Origin of the sequence: Nostoc edaphicum CCNP1411 (assembly GCF_014023275.1) — a bacterium.
GTDB classification, from domain to species: domain Bacteria; phylum Cyanobacteriota; class Cyanobacteriia; order Cyanobacteriales; family Nostocaceae; genus Nostoc; species Nostoc edaphicum_A.
On the sequence record NZ_CP054698.1, the window covers coordinates 1,187,843 to 1,204,562 of the forward strand.

Consider the following 16,720-nt stretch of genomic DNA (forward strand, 5'->3'; position numbering starts at 1 on the left):
TGCACTCAACTCATGCCGTAAATTTTGGCACTCAGGAAAGCAAGCAACTAGAGCTTATCCTCTACTATGACTTCAAGATCAATGTATGGGAATTATAGCATATCATTTAGTACATTTGTTCTAGTAAAAGAGTGGGAAGTAGGGAAAAAAGAACTAATGACCAATGACAAATGACAAATGACAAATGACAAATGACAAAGAACTAACGCCATAGTCCAGTGCGATCGCTACAATTTTAGGATAAGCAATATTCGATGGTGCTAGCAGATGCTCAAGCGGCTATTTCAATGGCTCAAAAAGCTTTTTCAGAGCTTGTTTGGTGGAAAACAGACTACCTCAAAATCTAAGGGGAATGTGGCAAAAGAACCAGCACCACCCTTAAACGATACGGATCTGGAATTTCTCTTCAACGAACTGTTGCAAGGAGTCCATCAAGCACGAGGGGAAGCATGGGCACAGAAATGGCTGCACAATATTGAACATCGTATCCCAACTGAACGCTGGGTTGAATGGTTAGGGCGCTTTGGCGACAAATTGCTTGCATCACCTACACCCAATAATGAAATGGCTGCGCGGTTAGTGCAACTGGGTGAGTTGAGCATCGGAGAAATCGGAGATGTTGCCTATAGTATCGGGATGCAGTTGTTGACACGCAATCAAGGCGAACCAATCTGGGAATATGAAGGGCCAGATGCTCTCAGTACGCCTTTACCCTCTGAGACAACTGCCCCAGTATCAGAGTTAATAGATACACCAGCAGATAACCCCCCGGAGGGAGAATACCAAACTGTCACCCTAGAAGAGTTGTTTGTGATGTTGCAGGAAGATGAAAACTTACGCCAGCAGATTGCTCAACAGCTTGCCGTTGAAACAGATGACCCACAAGTGCTTGTCCAGGCATTGATTAGTCAACTATATCCTGCTGGTGAATCGACTACAGAGCAAACAGAAAATTAACGACTTCCCAAAGTCAAAACTCAAGAGTTAAATCTGGGAATTGTAACGTTGTAATGCTATACTCTTGAGGTTTTGTATATTTTTTGCTAACCTTCTACGGAAGCGCTGTCAGAATCTAATGGATTTTTACGTAATTCATGATTTTTTTAACACAACGATGGCTACAATCTAGAAAAACAAAATCCAAGAGTGTGGCAGATGCTCAGGCGGATATCGCAGTCGCTTAAAAGGTTATTCAAGCGCCTCATTGCAAGTAAGCAGACTAGTTCTCTCAAGGGTGTGAGAGGACACAATCTGGTGGAGGTACTACCAGAACTAACCAATGCGGATCTGGAACAATTGTTTATCCAATTGTTAGAAGGCGTGCATCAAGCACGAGGACGACAGTGGGCATTGAGGTATCTGCAACGACTCGAAAATCGGATTCCGGCTGAACGCTGGATCGATTGGTTGGTGATGTTTGGCGAAAGCTTGCTAGCCTCACCCGCACCCAATCCTCTGTTAGCAACGCAGATGGTGGAATTGGGTGAACTTGATGTTGGCAGAATTGGAGATGTTGCATATAACATTGGCATCCGGCTAATGCAAAACTTACCTACAGAGATAGAGTATCAGGACAATCAGCCGCAAGATGAGGTAGAAGTCACTCCTGGGCAAGAACTGTTGCGCGATTTGGGCGAACAGTTATGGGAGCATGATGAGCCAGATGTCGTAGAAGTCACTCCTGGGCAAGAACTGCTGCGCGATTTGGGCGAGCAGTTGTGGGAGTATGATGAGCCAGATATCGTAGAAACTACAACCGATGAAGAAATTCTGCCAATTTCTCCTGGGCAAGAGCTAATCCGTAGCTTAGGTGAGCAATTGTGGGAATATGAGGTGCCAGATGTTGAACCGATAACGTCAGCACCCCAAAATGCCTCTTTTGAAGAAATATTGACCGAAAACTTAGAGGAACTGGTATTGGAGTATGAAGGTGAAGATGCTCAAACGGCAATACCTGAAAATCTCCCTCTCCCCGCAGCGGAAGATTCAATCACTTCATTAGCCGAACTAAGATTTGGCAATGAAGAGAAAGTTAATCCAACTCAAACACCAGCAAATCTCCTTTTTACTAGACAAAGAACTGAATTAACAACATCTTCCTCAGAGGAAACCTGGGATAACACTTTGACGAATTTAGAGCCAAATGTGGCTTATACCCTAGATGAGTTGTGGGTGAGATTGGATCAAAGTACCAATTTAGTCCAGCAACTTGCTTCTGATCTGGCAGTTCAAAGCAGTAATTCCCCTGGTATTATTGAGCGACATAGCGATAACCCGATTACCCACGCTCAAGGGTGGTTTTACCAAGGTCTAAGCCAAGCGAAAACAGGCGATTTATTAGGCGCGATCGCATCTTATGATCAAGCCATCGAACTTCAACCCGAATTCTCAGAATATTGGTTTAATCGAGGCTTGACGCTGTTCCATTTAGAACGTTTTGATGAAGCGATCGCATCTTACGAAACAGCCACACAACTGAAACCCGACTTCTACAAAGCTTGGTATAACCGGGGTGGAACTCTCGGAGAATTAGGATACTTTGAAGAAGCGATCGCTTCATTTGATAAAGCTATAGAAATTAAACCAGACTATCAAGAAGCATGGTCTAGCAAGGGTTTAGCGCTACTGAAGTTAGGTTGGCTACCAGAAGCTATTGCGAGTTATGACCAAGCGCTGCATTTGGAACCAGAAGACCAGGAAAACTGGTATCACCGAGGTATAGCCCTGGCTGTCGGCGAACAATTTGCCGAGGCGATTATATCTTACGACAGAGCGCTAGAAATTTACCCAGAGTACCACGAAGTTTGGATAGACCGGGGTGTAGTGCTGTTTAATTTAGGAAGATGGTCAGAAGCGATCGCTTCCTGGGATAAAGCCCTTTCCATTCAAGCCGACTTCTACTTAGCTTGGTACAACCGAGGTATAGCATTAGACAACTTAGGGCGTAGACAAGAAGCGATCGCCTCCTATCGACAAGCGATCGCCATTAAACCCGACTTCCACTTAGCTTGGTATAATCAGGCGTTAGCACTGTTTTATTTAGAACAATTTGCCGAAGCGATCGTTTGTTATGACAGCGCTTTGCAAATTAAACAAGATTATTGGGAAGCTTGGATTGGTCGGGGAACTGCGATCGGTAATTTAGTGAACTCTGACGTCTTGCTGAATTTTTCGAGTAGTATCACCGCGACAAATCCCGCCTTACAACAGAGTGGCTACGAAGGAAAATTAGCCAGCTACGAGGAAGGGTTAAAGCATCTGCGAACAGATACCCATCCAGAAGGTTGGGGGAGATTGCATTTTGCGATCGCTAATACTTATTATGAGCAAGGCAAAAAACATAGCAATACCCGCGATTATTGGCGCAAAGCCGCATCTGAGTACCATCAAGCGCTGTTAACCCTGACATTAGAATATTTTCCCCAGTTGCACCTAGAGGTTTTGCAATCTCTAAGCAAAGTGCTGATGGGTTTGGGACAAACAACACAAGTTCAAGAATTACTGCAACGCGGTACAGACTTATTGCAACAATTACTGAGTGAAGAAACTCGCTCAGACGAAAGTAAAAAACAGCTAGCTTTAAAATTTGCAGGCTTTGATCAATTGGCAGTTGATTTAGCTGTAGAGTCTGGTGATTTAGTTGAAGCCTGGGAAATTGCCGAACAAGGTAAAAACGCTTGTTTAAACTGGCTACTTTACGGCTGGGATGATAATATTTACTCGCCTTATTATGGGGCAATTCAACAACTATTCAATCCCACAACAGCAATTATTTACTGGCATATTAGTCCAGTCGCTCTACATACATTTATTCTCAAAGACCAAGCGCCATCACCAATCCTGCTCTTTACACCCATGCAAGATACTGGGGTAATACCTTTAGGAGAAGACGCTATTCGGCTCAATGAATTGCCCCTACCTGAAGCAGTGCAACGCCTAATTCAATTTGAAACTTGGCTAGAAGATTGGCATCAACAATACCAAGAATATCGCAGCACGGCCCAAGACAAAGAAAGTAAAAGCCAGCATTCTTGGCGAGTTGATATGGAAGAGAAGCTGTTGCAACTGTATGAAATCCTGAATATTTCCACAATTGCACAGGAACTCGAAGGCATTACCCAACTGGTTTTAATTCCTCACCGTGACTTGTACCGATTGCCCATTCATACTCTTTTCCATCTCTCTTCCCCATCACTGGAAGAGTTGCCGAATGTGGAATCAAATTTCACCGTCACTTATCTACCTAGTGCCCAAGTAGGTTTATCAATCAGAACTGAAGATATTTGGCAGTGGCAAAATAAGTTATTACTCAGTATTGAACATCCTGAGAGTACAGGTTATCCCACACTTAAATTTGCCAAACTTGAGTCCGAAATTGTTAGCCAGATGTTCAATAATATCCAACGAATTCAGGGGTCAGAAGCTACAAAAAATATTGTCGAGAATGCCTTGTTTGATAATTACAACATCTTTCATTTTACAGGTCGTGTAATTAATAATTTAGCTGAACCTAAAAAGTCAGAATTATCATTAACAGGTGAAGACAGACTTACTTTAGATGAAATCTGCCAACAAAATCTCGCAAGTTACAATCTTATTACTCTCTCTGCCTGTGAAAATTTAATTACTACTAACCACACTATCAGCACCGAATATGTGAGTTTAGTTACTGGTTTTGTGAGTCAGGGCGTTCCTCATGTAGTGAGTACTCTCTGGAGTGTAGAATCTTCGGCTAGTGCTTTGGTAATGATTGAGTTTTACCGACGATTACAGCCGAATAAATCAGCCGTTACTGCTTTAGCTGAAGCAACGCGATGGCTGAAAGAATTAACTGCTGGTGAACTGACAAAATGGTATGAAGATGTTTTGAATAATTTGCATCCTGAAGAAGTAAGAATTAAAACTTATTTAGCTACACAGCTATATAGAAATAGTAAAATGGCATCAGATAAAAATCTTTATAATCATCCTTATTACTGGGCAGCATTCACAATTACGGGTAAGCCGAATTAATTCTTTTAGGGAACTCCAAGAAATAAATTATTTAATTTTGTAGGGTGGGCATCTTGCCCATTGGTGTCAACTTAAGCTAAAAGCCTTTTCAAATCTCGTTTCCAGCCTCTGGGCACTGGTGTCAACTTAACGCGAAACGCACGTCCGCCAGGGATTGTAAATCCCTGTCTCATAGCTAAAGTCCTCTTTAGAGGACTTCATAGCGCAAAAATTTTTAGTCTACTTCAGTAGACTTGAGCAATTAGTCAGGGATTTACAATCCCTGGCTGGCGGGTGAACAACACCCAATCAGTACGCTATTTTTGGCTTAAGTTGACACCAGTGGCGAGACGCCCACCCTACAGTTTATTTGCCTAAACAGTAGAAGTTTGGAGTCCAAAGGAGCGTTAAGCTCGATTGGGAAACTCGCAGTTAAGCACTATGTAGACTCACGTGATTTTAAATTTGGGTCTTCCCCAAATTTAAAACATACTTCCTGGCATAATTACCCTAATACAGCTTTGTCTAAACCCATAATTACCGCTCGCCTGATTGCACGCGACGAACTTCCCCAACTTCTGGCGTTGTATCACCACTTAAATCCTGTAGATGCGCCTCTACCTGCTGATGATGTTTTACAATCCATCTGGGATGAGATTTTAGATGATCCCCGTTTGTATTACATTGTGGCTGATATTGCTAACCAGTTAGTCGCAACGTGTAACTTAACTATTGTTCCCAACTTGACGCGTGGCGCACGTCCATACGGCATTATTGAAAATGTCGTCACTCACCCCGATTACCGACGACAGGGATTTGGTACACAGGTGCTTCATTATGCATTAGCTTTAGCATGGCAGCAACAGTGCTATAAAGTGATGCTTCTGAGTGGCTCAAAACGTGAGGAGACGTTGCACTTCTATGAAAATGCTGGGTTTAAGCGTGGAGTTAAAACTGGATTTGTTGCCATAGCTCCAGAGGAGTTATAAGCAGAACTGATAGAGATTAGACCTCTTTCAAAAATCCTAGTTTATCTGTGGGTTCCTTTTCATGAAATAGTCTTTTGCCAAAAATAATTCCTAGCAAAAAGTAAAGTATTGGCGCAATCATGGTCAGAATTTTTGATTGCGATCGCTAATTTTCGGTCTAGTATTGCCAAATCTCCCATCATCGGGCAACTATCTAAAGAGTGAAAGTTTTTCGTCTAAATCCAGCCATTAGTTAGTTGTATAATTTTGATTAAACACTAATAATACAGCATATCGCCAAGACACATTTTACTTCTTTAACCTTGCTAAAGAACGTGATGCATTGAGCTTGACGGCATTAACCCTCATCGGCAATCATAAAGAAACGGTTATTAAAAGCCAATTTTTTTGCTGCTTGACTGCAATTTTATAACTCATAAAATCGCCTAGTTGCACTAATTATCTTTATTATTGCAACTTACCAGATAATCACAATCTCTCTACTTATGGTTAGTTTGATCTGCGGGTCTTTAAAAACAAATACAAATCCTATACTATACTATGTGTGGTAACCACTGAGATAAATGTTATGAGATATTCAGAGCAGCTACTCATAATAATGTCCCACATTTGAATTTTTCAGAGTGAACTGAACTGGTTTCTATATCAAGGCAAACCTAATAATCATCTGGATATTTGTATTCACTTAACATTGCATCCAGTATTTTCCAATACTCAACCCAAGAAATTAAAAAGAGGAGATTTCCATGTCTAGTTTGTTTCGTTGGTCATCAACAAAGGTTGCTTTGTTAGTTCTGGGCATGACAGCTGCGATAATAACTCCCATCGTAATTTCTACACCAGCTTCATCTCAAAGTACTGTTCCATCTGCTACTCCATCTCCTACACCAGCACCAACTTCAACAGTTAACTTGTCTGATGTTTCCTCAGATTATTGGGCGCGTCCTTTCATTCAAGTCCTAGCTGACAATAATGTGATTGCTGGCTTTCCTGATGGCAGCTTTAGACCGAATCAACCTGTAACTCGTGCTGAATTTGCTGCCCTAATTCAAAGAGCTTTCAGTAATCAAAACCGAGTTCGGCAATTAAGCCCCGGTGGATTTAGTGATGTTCCTGCTGGCTATTGGGCGGCTTCTGCAATTCAGCTAGCTTATGAAACTGGATTTTTGGCAGGCTATCCTGGAAACGTGTTTAGACCAAATCAAGAAATCCCTAGAGTGCAGGGGATTGTTGCTTTAAGTAGTGGCTTGGGTTTGTCTGGTGGTGATACAAGTACTCTCAGTACTTACTACAACGACGCCTCAGCTATCCCAGACTACGCTATTGGTAGTGTGGCAGCAGCAACAGCAGGTAATCTTGTTGTCAACTACCCGGATGTGAAACAACTCAATCCGCAACAGTCGCTAACTCGTGCTGAAGCCGCAGCACTTTTATATCAAGCTTTGGCTAGACAAGGACGGCTACAACCCATTGCTAGCAATCTTCCAGCTAGTCAGTATATAGTCGCTGGAACTCCAACTGCTACTGATATTGTTTCTCTTGCTTCATCCAGTAATTCTTTTTCAACTCTAACTTCTTTATTAAAGACAGCTGGTTTAGTAGATATTCTGCAACAGCCTGGCCCTTATACAGTCTTCGCTCCTACCAATGATGCATTTGCTGCTTTGCCTGCTGCTACCTTACAACAGTTAGAGCAACCAGAAAATAGAGAAGCATTAATTAAGATTTTGAGATATCATGTGGTTCCTGGTGCGTTAACTGCTAGTCAGCTTTCGGCTGGGGAACTGAAAACCTTTGAAGAAAGACCTGTAAATATTCAAATCGATTCGGCTAACAATCAAGTTGCGGTGAATAATGCCAGAGTTATCCAGGCAGATGTCAAAGCTAGCAATGGTGTTATCCATGCAATTAACCAAGTCCTAATCCCGCCTGATGTTAACATCAGTCAGTTAAATCAGCCACCAACAGGCACGAACGGCACAACGCCTGATGTGAATGTAGGTAGAGCTACTCGTGGTGGCAGAAGCTATCTTGGAGTCGCTGGTAATATTGGTTTGAGCGGCAACGATACAGCTTTGAGCGAGGGTAACTTTACAGTAATCAGCAAACTTGGTCTGACAAACTATCTGTCAGTGCGACCATCGGTGATCTTTGGGGACGATACAATATTTCTAGTTCCCGTAACTTTTGATTTTTCTCCCCGCGCAGCAGGTTCGGTGGGTGAAAGAACCTTTGCCATATCTCCTTACTTAGGTGCTGGTGTAGCAATTGAAGCTAATCTTGATACTGACATTGGATTGCTTCTAACTGGTGGTGTAGACCTTCCTTTAGGTTCTCGATTTACGGTGACAGGTGCCGTAAATGCTGCTTTTATGGATCAAACTGATGTCGGGCTACTATTAGGAGTTGGCTACAACTTTTAAATGAAGAAGAATTCAGAAGTCAGAATTCAGGAGTCAGAATTCAGGAGTAGAGCCGGAGACTCAGAAAGCTCCGGTTAGAATCAAGACGCGACTCGAAAATACTCGCTACCGCTTTTTTGGTCAGAATTCATTCTGACTCTTGACTCTTGAATTATGTTTGATAAATAGAAATAGAACAGGTGGTAGGGGCGCACATTTAGTTATGCGCCCCTGCTGTATTAAGATCGCTTGATGGCTAAGGTAAGTCCATCGGCGATGGGGACAAGGGACAATGTTATCCGTTCGTCATGATGTAACTTTTTGTTGAGAGCGCGGATAGATTGGGTGCTTTCATCTTGATTTTGCTCATCAGCAACTTGTCCAGACCATAAAACATTATCAATAGCAATTAATCCACCTGGACGCACTAATTGTAGCGATCGCTCATAATATCCATCATAATTTTCTTTATCAGCATCAATAAAGGCAAAGTCAAAGGTTTCTGCTTGACCAGTTGCCAATAATTGATCTAAAGTTTCTAAAGCTGGTGCCAATCGGAGATCGATTTTATCGGTAACTCCAGCTTCTTGCCAATACCGCCGAGCGATCGCAGTAAATTCTTCACTCACATCACAAGCAATAATTTTCCCATCATCTGGTAGTGCCAAAGCTACAGAAAGTGAGCTATAACCCGTAAACACTCCAACTTCCAGGGTTTTCTTCGCTCCAATTAACTGCACCAAAAGTCTCATAAACTGTCCTTGTTCTGGTGAAATCTGCATTCCACTCCGGGGATGGCTGGCGGTTTCTTGGCGTAATTTCCCAAGAATCTCTGGTTCCCGCAGCGAAACTGATAAAAGATAATTGTAGAGTTGGTTATCAAGACCTATAGACTGTTTTGGCATGGTAGATCAGAGAATTGAGAGAATCTACAGTTATACTATCGCTGATAAGGGGAATCTCAGGAATAACATGGTGCGATTAGTTTTGACAGCAATATTGCTGGTGCTAGTGACAGCTTGTGGCAGTATTGGACTGCTACCAACTAGCGAGTTAGTGCAAAAAGCGATCGCACTTGGGCTAGAGCAAACTCAACAAAAACTCAGTCAACAGTTGGATTTAGATTTTCAAGGATTTGAAATCAAGCGGCTATCAATTACCCAAGAACAACCCCTGACGATTGAAAATTTACCAGCTTTCCACGTTCGGGGAACCTACGACTTGATTGTTAAGCTACCAAAACGAAGCTTGACGCAACCAAAAAAACCCTTTGACGTTTACTTGCAAATTCAGCAAGAGGGTAAAACTTGGCGATTGCTACTTCCAGAAAAAGGTAGCAAAGATACTCAACCAATTTGGCGTAGCTATCTCATCCAATAGTGACGGGGAAAGGTTTGAATTGCCTCACTCTTTTCCTAAGCTACAGGTTAAATTTTGTGTATTCTATACCGTCATCTTCTGCAATAATTACAAAATCGAAAGATTCAACTAACGCCTGTATTGCACCAGTTCCGCCATAGGGATAGCTAAAGGGTTCAAATTCAAGTCTAGCTCTGTTGGTAGAAACCATGCGACAAGCAATTAATTGATATTCACCATTTTGAAAAGCATCAAACATAGAATAAAAGTCCCAAGGAGTTTCGAGGCTAGGATCTGTCCACCTCTGTTCCACAGGTGTTGCAAACCAGCGACGGAAATGTTCAGTCTCTTCCTCTTCACTAGGCCACCAAAAATGTGATAATGCTTTGCGGTCAAAAAAAATTAGCCAATCTTCTTCATTACGCCAAGAATTATTGTCTTTATCTTTTTTAATTTCGTTGAAAACTTTACAAAGAGCATTGAATATTTTGGAATCATCTACTTGAAACTCTACAAAGCAGTATTTCATTATTTCTCACTTCTCTGTTTCTAAGCAGTGGTTTATTTTATTTATATATGTGCAACTAGAAAAACCATCACAATCATGTCTGTTGCTACTTTACACAAAAAGGTAGCAAAGATACTCAACCTAATTGGCGTAGCTATCTCATCGAAAAGTTGGTGTGTGCAAACAGAAAAACCATCACAATATTTTACGTAGAACTGCTGCGTTATAGTCATCATCAAGGTATAGTTTCACCGGAGACAAGGGAAGATGTATATTAACTTTTTCGTCAGTTCCATTGCTGGAATTGTGGTTGTGGTGCTGGCGGCTTTTGGCTTATTGCAATGGTTGCACATCCCCGCTGGTAACTTCCTTGATTGGGTGATTGGTGGTGCTAGTTTTTGGTGGCTGTTGGTAATTGTTACCGTACCGTGGAATGTACATTTTCAAGCCAAAGAAGTCTTAGCAGAAGCCGCACAATCGACTGAGAAAGGAATTCCAGTCGATGAGAAGCAAGTGAAGTATGTCACACTTTTGGCAAAGCGATCGCTCTGGGTTGCCATTGCTTTACACTTATTCTCAGCCGTTGGTCTTTATACCCTTGCTGTCACTGGTATTAGTACGGTGGGATATATAAGTTCTGGTGCAGCTTTGTTATTAACAATTCTGCGTCCAGCGATTCGAGCTTATGAGTATTTATACGCGCGATTAGCGATGATTCGCCAAGAATGGAAGTATCCCCGCGAAGATATTTTTGAATTGCGCGATCGCTTCTCTATATTGGAACAAAAAATTCAGTCATTGGAAGATCAACTCAACCCCGAACAACCCTATTCCTTAGCCGCGACTCAACAACGCTTTGCTGAAGAGACTCGTAGAGATTTAGCCCGAATTGCGGCTAACGTGGAAGAATTACGGGCGACAAATCAAACAGAACATGAGCGTTTGGCGAGAGAAGCCAGAAATGCGATCGCGCAACTTTCCACAGACGGACAATTTCTCGATCATGTCCGCGAAATTATTCGATTTTTTAAGACCGCTTAATTATTGCTTTAAGAGGTTGTTTGAAAAGTGTTTCGCTGTAACTTTAGGCACTTGATGAAAATTCTAGCTCACAAAGATGCGATAAATCATCACAAAGACGCGATGAATCGCCGTCTCTACAATAATCAGTTTTTTGTAGAGACGGCGATTTATCGCGTCTTGGCTTAACAATAGCGGTTCTCATTTATATGAAGTACATTTTTCAACCTCACCGCGTGTTTGCGTCAGGAAACACGCGGTGAGATTCCGATTGTATATGTTATAACTTTGTACGGATGATGTTTGGTGAAGCTCACATAACTTGAGGAGTACTCATAGTGAATCAGATACAACTAACTTTAACTATTGGTTACTTATTAATGACATTCTATTTTTTAACTAATTGGTTAATATTTTCCCTACGTCATCCTGCTTCCACTCCCGAAGATAAATTTTTATCAGTTGTGATGTTTCTGGTGACAACTATCTTCTGGCCTATAATGATTCCCATTTCTTGTTTAGAAATGGTTCAACAAAAGCGAATAGATTTTAGTAAAATGATTCCTGTTATTTTAGCAATATTCGTATTTAGTATTTCATATTATTTAACCGAATAATTCATTATTCATCCTCACAAATTGTATGGAGATAAAGAGAAGCCGGAGGTTTAACTTGTGACCCTCCGGCTTCTTTGTGCAACATACTACCTTCATTTATTAGGCAGTTTATTTATTGAATTGGAAATTTCCTAACGGCGTCTGCTGCCAAAACCACTTGAACGGCGGGGTGCTGTACTACGCCCACTACCAAAACCACTGCCAGAATTGCGTCTGGTAGTGCTGGAGTTACCAGAGGGTCGCAATGTGCTACCACCAAAACCAGAACCAGAAGGACGGTTATTACCTGTAGTACTACGCGGTGTATTGCGTACATTTGAATTTCCAGGATATGACCTTCTAATTGTTCCTGTATTGCGGAACGCAGTGCGATTTGTAACGGCTGCTGGTGGGGCATTGTAGCGACTTTGGTAGTTTTGAACTGCTTGGCCATAGCTGCCGCCATATCCACCGAAGCCACTTAATCCTTGTCCTGATTGATAGACAGGGGGTACATAATACTGGGGTCTAAACAACATACTACCAATTGCCTGCCCCGCCAAACTACCAGCCACAGACCCCGCAAACGGTGCCCAGAAGCTATTTTCTCGACGGACTACAACCGTCTCTTGTTGTCCGGTTTGGGGATTGGTTTTATTCTCGGTAACGTTGTGAACGTACTCAAGTTTAAAGTCTTCCGTCAGATATAAAATTGGTTGTCCTTTTTCTACCTTCAGATAGGTTTTCTTACCCTGCTTGATTTCATCATCAGTTAACCGTGCCATTTGCAAATTTTCGGTTGCAAAGGTTGGGGGCTTATTATTAAGTAAAAACAGGTTGTACTCACCAGTTCCATCGTCATAAGTAGCTTGTTGTATTTGATACTCTCCGTCACTCAGCTTGGTGGTAGTCGAGGTTTGACTAACGTTCTTAGCCGGAGGATTAGTTTGGCTTTCGCCACTACCGCAAGCAACAGTTGTGACACACAAACTCAGAGCTAAAAAAACGGCTGTAAATTTACGTACTATGGTCATGATCATTGGATTATTGTCCTATCTCTGAGCTTAACAATTTCTCGATGTGAGTAGTAAGTACGGACTACCCAACACATTATAATGGAATCAATTCTGGGTAATATTGCAACAGTTGATCGCTAGTGAGTTCATCGCCTAACTGTGCTGGGGAAAAATGTACTTGGATTGCCTTCAATCTCTGTTTATAATGCAAATTTATCAATGCTTTCAAGCCTTCCTTGAGTGCCTGAACGTTAGAAAGATCAGTTTCTAACTCTGGCACTTCTCCTTCATAAGCCACTGTAATCATCACAATAACGTTGCGGGTTACAGGTATAGATAAAGGTTCATTCAATCCAGAGTCAGAAGTATAATCTGGTTCGCTGAGATATCTTTCGGCAGAGTCAGTAAATAATTCATTCACGTAATCTCCTGCTTCGCCTTCACTCCAGAATACATCTCCTTCGTTAGCAGCAGAAAGCCAATATTCATCGTATTGCAGCAGGGTTTGGCTAATTTCTACTAATCCTTCTCCCAAAACTTCTAAGTCGCCATCGGCATCGATCGCATCTCGTCCAGCACTATTTAATATTCCCAAAATTGGCGCTACTTCACCTCCCCCTAAGTGCAGAAATAGTCGAAAGACTACATAGCGAGTTCGACCGATCATTTTATTAAATAAATTAGCCATTTTAGTCCTCCAATTTTTTTGTCATTTGTCATTTGTCATTGGTCATTGGTCATTGGTCATTGGTCATTGGTCATTAGTCATTAGTTTAATGCTCTATGTCCCATGACTAATATAATGAAATCCTTTGACAAAATCTATTACCATATTTAACGAAGGCAATATATCATATTTTATTGATTCATTAGATATATCATCATAAGTTGAAGCATTGAGAGCAGAGCGATTAATAAATCTTTTCCCAAAGTTGGGATGGTCATAGACAATCAAAGTGTGGGCGCTGGAATTAGTTAAAATTATTTGGGTTGGGGCTTTACAAAAATTTAACTTTGCGGCTACTTCAATATTTTTTTTCATCTGTTTAATTGTTGTAGCCTGACCTCTGGCTTGTTCTAAAAGAATATTTAATTGCTCTATAATCTGGGGCGATTTTAAATCTTGTTTCGCAACAACTTCACTGTTAATCATTTCCACCATAGTGGAAATATTCTTTTGGATAGATGCCGCATCTAGAAAGGGAAGAATCACAAGATAAGCAGTAGATAATAATGCTTCGTCGCTATCTACATGAAAGGTGAAAACAGTGCGACGACGACCACTTTCGATGCTTGGGGGTTGTTTTAGTCCCCGGTATTCCTGAGCAATTTGGTAGTAAGCGCCTGCGATCGCAAAATTGGCTTCGTGTTCTAGGGCTGCATCAACGATAATCCTTATTGTTGGCGGTGTTTCGTTAAAAAAATCTCGTGACTCTGCGGAATGAAAGTTTTGAACAATGGAGCGATCGCCATTTGGGCTAAGATCAACCCATTCACAAATCATCCCTTCGGTTTTTAAACCAAACCTGGAGGTGGCATAAAGCTTTGCCCCTGTTAACGTTGCTCCTGTTAAATCAGCACCAATCCATTCCGCCCTAATTAATTTTGCTTGAGTTAAATTGGCGTGTACTAAACTCGTATTCGTTAAATTGGCATTGCTTAAATCTGCGCCAATTAAATCAGCCCCGCTCAATTTTGCACCGCTCAAATCTGCCCACCGGAGATTCGCACCGCTCAAATCTGCCCACCGGAGATTCGCGCCGCTCAAATCTGCCCCGCTCAAGTTAGCATGGCTGAGATTAGCTTGTCTGAGTTCAGTTTCTCGCAAATTTGCACCGCTCAGGTCAGAACGACTGAGGTCACTGGCGTTTAAGTTAGCCATCTCCAAGTTAGCCCCAGTCAAAGAAGCACCTCTCAAGACAGTCTCGCTCAAGTTAGCGTGGCGGAGATTGGTTTGGCGGAGTGTCGCTTCTCGCAAATCAGCACCGGTGAGGTCAGCTTCCGACAAGTCAGCGCGACTGAGATCAGCGCGAATTAACTCGGCGCGGATTAACGAGGCTCCTCTAAGTTGAGCGCGACCCAGATCGGCTCGAATCAAATTAGCAACATTGAGGCTAGCGTTGTTCAAGATGGCGCTACATAGATTCGCCCCACTTAGTCTGGCGACATTCAACTTGGCATTGCTCAAGTTAGCTTCACTCAGATTCGCGCCACTCAAGTTGACTATACTCAAATTAGCATCGCTCAGATTCACGCCACTGAGTTTTACCCCACTCAGATTAGCTTCTGGGAGGTCAACACCACTAAAGTTTAAGACTCCTGCTGCGTATTTTTCCAGTAATTCCTCTACAGTCATCGATGCTACCCCTTGGATGCCAACTTTAATAGTTGGTAAAGTCATAAAAACAGAATGTCAAAATCAAAAATGAATATTGGGATTTTAGGATTGGGACTGATTGGCGGATCTTTGGGCTTTGATTTGCGATCGCAAGGACATCATATCTTAGGAGTCAGTCGCCGTGAATCTACCTGTGAAAAGGCAGTTGCTCTCGGCTGTGTTGATGAAGCATCAGTTGATCTGAGCTTGTTAGCAGCCGCAGAGGTTGTATTTATTTGTACTCCTCTAGCGCTTATTGTGCCCCAATTTGAGCAGATGATCGCTCATTTGTCTACCGCTACCATCGTCACTGATGTCGGTTCGGCGAAAGCACAGATAGTTAAGGGTATTTCTCCCCTTTGGGATAATTTTATCGGTGGTCATCCAATGGCGGGAAGAACAGACAGTGGGATAGAAGCTGCACAGCGGCATTTATTTGTTGATAAACCTTATGTATTAACACCAATAACTACAACACCAAGTAGTGCAATTACAGTTGTAGAAGAACTTGTGCGATCGCTAGGAGCTAATATCTATTATTGTCAACCAGAGCAACATGACCGCGCTGTTAGCTGGATTTCCCATTTACCTGTAATGGTCAGTTCTTCGTTGATTGCTGCTTGTTTGAGCGAAACTGACCCCGATGTTTTGGAATTAGCCCAAAAGTTAGCTAGTTCAGGTTTTCGCGATACCAGTCGTGTGGGTGGTGGGAACCCAGAGTTGGGCGTGATGATGGCGCGGTATAATCGTCAAGCATTGCTGCGATCGCTGCAACAATATCGTCACAATCTTGATGAGTTGACTAACTTAATTGAGCAAGAAAATTGGGAAGTTTTAGAGGAAAAGTTTAAATCAAGGCAACAGGCACGACCTAATTTTGTTGAATAGTAAAAACACGCCTGCCCTAGCGAATCGAATTCGCGGCGATACAGACAAAACTCACCTCCGTGGGTTTCAAATTCTTTGAGTTTGCGTAGGCAGACTTCTTTGCAAGACACTGTTCGCGTTCGTTTGTGTAGCCGCGATTTCTAATCGCCTGGTATATTTGAGATGCTCGCGTTTGATAGCTACCAAACCGATGTACCATACAGATAAATTTACAAAAATAAACAATGGTAGAACGTCCAATTAAGAAATCGGAACGTCAGGCTCAAGGAAGTACTGACAACAATTCCGAAAACTCGGATTCTGTAACCCCTATTGAATCCAACCCCAAAAGCTCAAAACCGAGCCGCGATCGCTCATCCGGTGGAGGGAAAAAATCATCATATAAAGATGAAGTCAGGCAGCCGGTGAATCTTGCACTAGCGCGTGGCCCAAAACCCGTTAAACCTCCAGCCGCTAAAGTTAAAACAGAAGAACTTGAAACCGAATCAGAATCAGAATCTACCTCTGAGGAGTCTCAAGACTAACATTAGAAGTGCCGCGTGTGATGTGGGAGGCTATAAAGACTGTGATTTC

General features: G+C 42.2%; 13 protein-coding genes. 8 read left to right on the top strand and 5 right to left on the bottom strand.

From position 1 onward, the window contains the following. Positions 1-267 precede the first annotated feature (267 nt). From HUN01_RS07700 to HUN01_RS07715, 4 genes are all read left to right on the top strand, one after another. Positions 268-957, top strand: a complete 690-nt coding sequence (locus HUN01_RS07700) for a hypothetical protein (protein WP_181930777.1) — start codon at positions 268-270, stop codon at positions 955-957. A 198-nt stretch (positions 958-1,155) separates the two neighbouring features. Next, positions 1,156-5,013, top strand: a complete 3,858-nt coding sequence (locus HUN01_RS07705; RefSeq protein WP_181930778.1) for a CHAT domain-containing protein — start codon at positions 1,156-1,158, stop codon at positions 5,011-5,013. 500 nt (positions 5,014-5,513) lie between these two features. Then, positions 5,514-5,981, top strand: coding sequence for a GNAT family N-acetyltransferase (locus tag HUN01_RS07710; RefSeq protein ID WP_238846070.1), 468 nt, complete (start codon positions 5,514-5,516; stop codon positions 5,979-5,981). A 746-nt stretch (positions 5,982-6,727) separates the two neighbouring features. Then, positions 6,728-8,404 carry a fasciclin domain-containing protein gene (locus HUN01_RS07715; RefSeq protein ID WP_181930779.1) on the top strand — a complete coding sequence of 559 codons (1,677 nt, stop codon included), beginning with the start codon at positions 6,728-6,730 and terminating at the stop codon, positions 8,402-8,404. Between the two features lie 218 nt (positions 8,405-8,622). Here the strand turns inward: HUN01_RS07715 and HUN01_RS07720 are convergent, their stop codons facing one another. Next, the gene (locus HUN01_RS07720) at positions 8,623-9,288 is read right to left on the bottom strand and encodes a class I SAM-dependent methyltransferase (RefSeq protein ID WP_181930780.1); all 666 of its coding nucleotides are present in this window, start codon (positions 9,286-9,288) and stop codon (positions 8,623-8,625) included. 67 nt (positions 9,289-9,355) lie between these two features. Here HUN01_RS07720 and HUN01_RS07725 point away from each other — a divergent pair, with 67 nt between their 5' ends. Then, entirely contained in the window at positions 9,356-9,763 is a 408-nt protein-coding gene (locus tag HUN01_RS07725) for a hypothetical protein (protein ID WP_181930781.1), read from the top strand. A 40-nt stretch (positions 9,764-9,803) separates the two neighbouring features. On the opposite strand, the gene HUN01_RS07730 is transcribed toward HUN01_RS07725, so the two are convergent. After that, positions 9,804-10,271, bottom strand: coding sequence for a hypothetical protein (locus HUN01_RS07730; RefSeq protein WP_181930782.1), 468 nt, complete (start codon positions 10,269-10,271; stop codon positions 9,804-9,806). A gap of 246 nt (positions 10,272-10,517) precedes the next feature. On the opposite strand from HUN01_RS07730, the gene HUN01_RS07735 reads away from it, so the two are divergent. Then, entirely contained in the window at positions 10,518-11,291 is a 774-nt protein-coding gene (locus HUN01_RS07735; protein ID WP_181930783.1) for a hypothetical protein, read from the top strand. 727 nt (positions 11,292-12,018) lie between these two features. On the opposite strand, the gene HUN01_RS07740 is transcribed toward HUN01_RS07735, so the two are convergent. The 3 genes from HUN01_RS07740 to HUN01_RS07750 form a co-directional block, all read right to left on the bottom strand. Then, the gene (locus tag HUN01_RS07740; protein ID WP_181930784.1) at positions 12,019-12,906 is read right to left on the bottom strand and encodes a hypothetical protein; all 888 of its coding nucleotides are present in this window, start codon (positions 12,904-12,906) and stop codon (positions 12,019-12,021) included. Positions 12,907-12,976: 70 nt separating this feature from the next. Next, the gene (locus tag HUN01_RS07745; protein WP_181930785.1) at positions 12,977-13,570 is read right to left on the bottom strand and encodes a DUF1517 domain-containing protein; all 594 of its coding nucleotides are present in this window, start codon (positions 13,568-13,570) and stop codon (positions 12,977-12,979) included. 93 nt (positions 13,571-13,663) lie between these two features. After that, positions 13,664-15,238 carry a pentapeptide repeat-containing protein gene (locus HUN01_RS07750; protein WP_181932604.1) on the bottom strand — a complete coding sequence of 525 codons (1,575 nt, stop codon included), beginning with the start codon at positions 15,236-15,238 and terminating at the stop codon, positions 13,664-13,666. Positions 15,239-15,307: 69 nt separating this feature from the next. Between HUN01_RS07750 and HUN01_RS07755 the strand changes: the two genes are divergently transcribed. Continuing rightward, entirely contained in the window at positions 15,308-16,147 is an 840-nt protein-coding gene (locus HUN01_RS07755; RefSeq protein WP_181932605.1) for a prephenate/arogenate dehydrogenase, read from the top strand. Positions 16,148-16,371: 224 nt separating this feature from the next. Next, a complete protein-coding gene (locus HUN01_RS07760) occupies positions 16,372-16,671 on the top strand; it encodes a hypothetical protein (protein ID WP_181930786.1) in 300 nt (99 codons plus the stop codon). Positions 16,672-16,720: the final 49 nt, after the last annotated feature.

Coding starts and splice junctions, on each gene's coding strand:
- HUN01_RS07720 (WP_181930780.1), bottom strand. CDS start 9,288: ATGCCAAAACAGTCTATAGGTCTTGATAACCAACTCTACAATTATCTT.
- HUN01_RS07735 (WP_181930783.1), top strand. CDS start 10,518: ATGTATATTAACTTTTTCGTCAGTTCCATTGCTGGAATTGTGGTTGTG.
- HUN01_RS07750 (WP_181932604.1), bottom strand. CDS start 15,238: ATGACTGTAGAGGAATTACTGGAAAAATACGCAGCAGGAGTCTTAAAC.
- HUN01_RS07705 (WP_181930778.1), top strand. CDS start 1,156: ATGCTCAGGCGGATATCGCAGTCGCTTAAAAGGTTATTCAAGCGCCTC.
- HUN01_RS07740 (WP_181930784.1), bottom strand. CDS start 12,906: ATGATCATGACCATAGTACGTAAATTTACAGCCGTTTTTTTAGCTCTG.
- HUN01_RS07725 (WP_181930781.1), top strand. CDS start 9,356: ATGGTGCGATTAGTTTTGACAGCAATATTGCTGGTGCTAGTGACAGCT.
- HUN01_RS07745 (WP_181930785.1), bottom strand. CDS start 13,570: ATGGCTAATTTATTTAATAAAATGATCGGTCGAACTCGCTATGTAGTC.
- HUN01_RS07755 (WP_181932605.1), top strand. CDS start 15,308: ATGAATATTGGGATTTTAGGATTGGGACTGATTGGCGGATCTTTGGGC.
- HUN01_RS07760 (WP_181930786.1), top strand. CDS start 16,372: ATGGTAGAACGTCCAATTAAGAAATCGGAACGTCAGGCTCAAGGAAGT.
- HUN01_RS07730 (WP_181930782.1), bottom strand. CDS start 10,271: ATGAAATACTGCTTTGTAGAGTTTCAAGTAGATGATTCCAAAATATTC.
- HUN01_RS07700 (WP_181930777.1), top strand. CDS start 268: ATGCTCAAGCGGCTATTTCAATGGCTCAAAAAGCTTTTTCAGAGCTTG.
- HUN01_RS07715 (WP_181930779.1), top strand. CDS start 6,728: ATGTCTAGTTTGTTTCGTTGGTCATCAACAAAGGTTGCTTTGTTAGTT.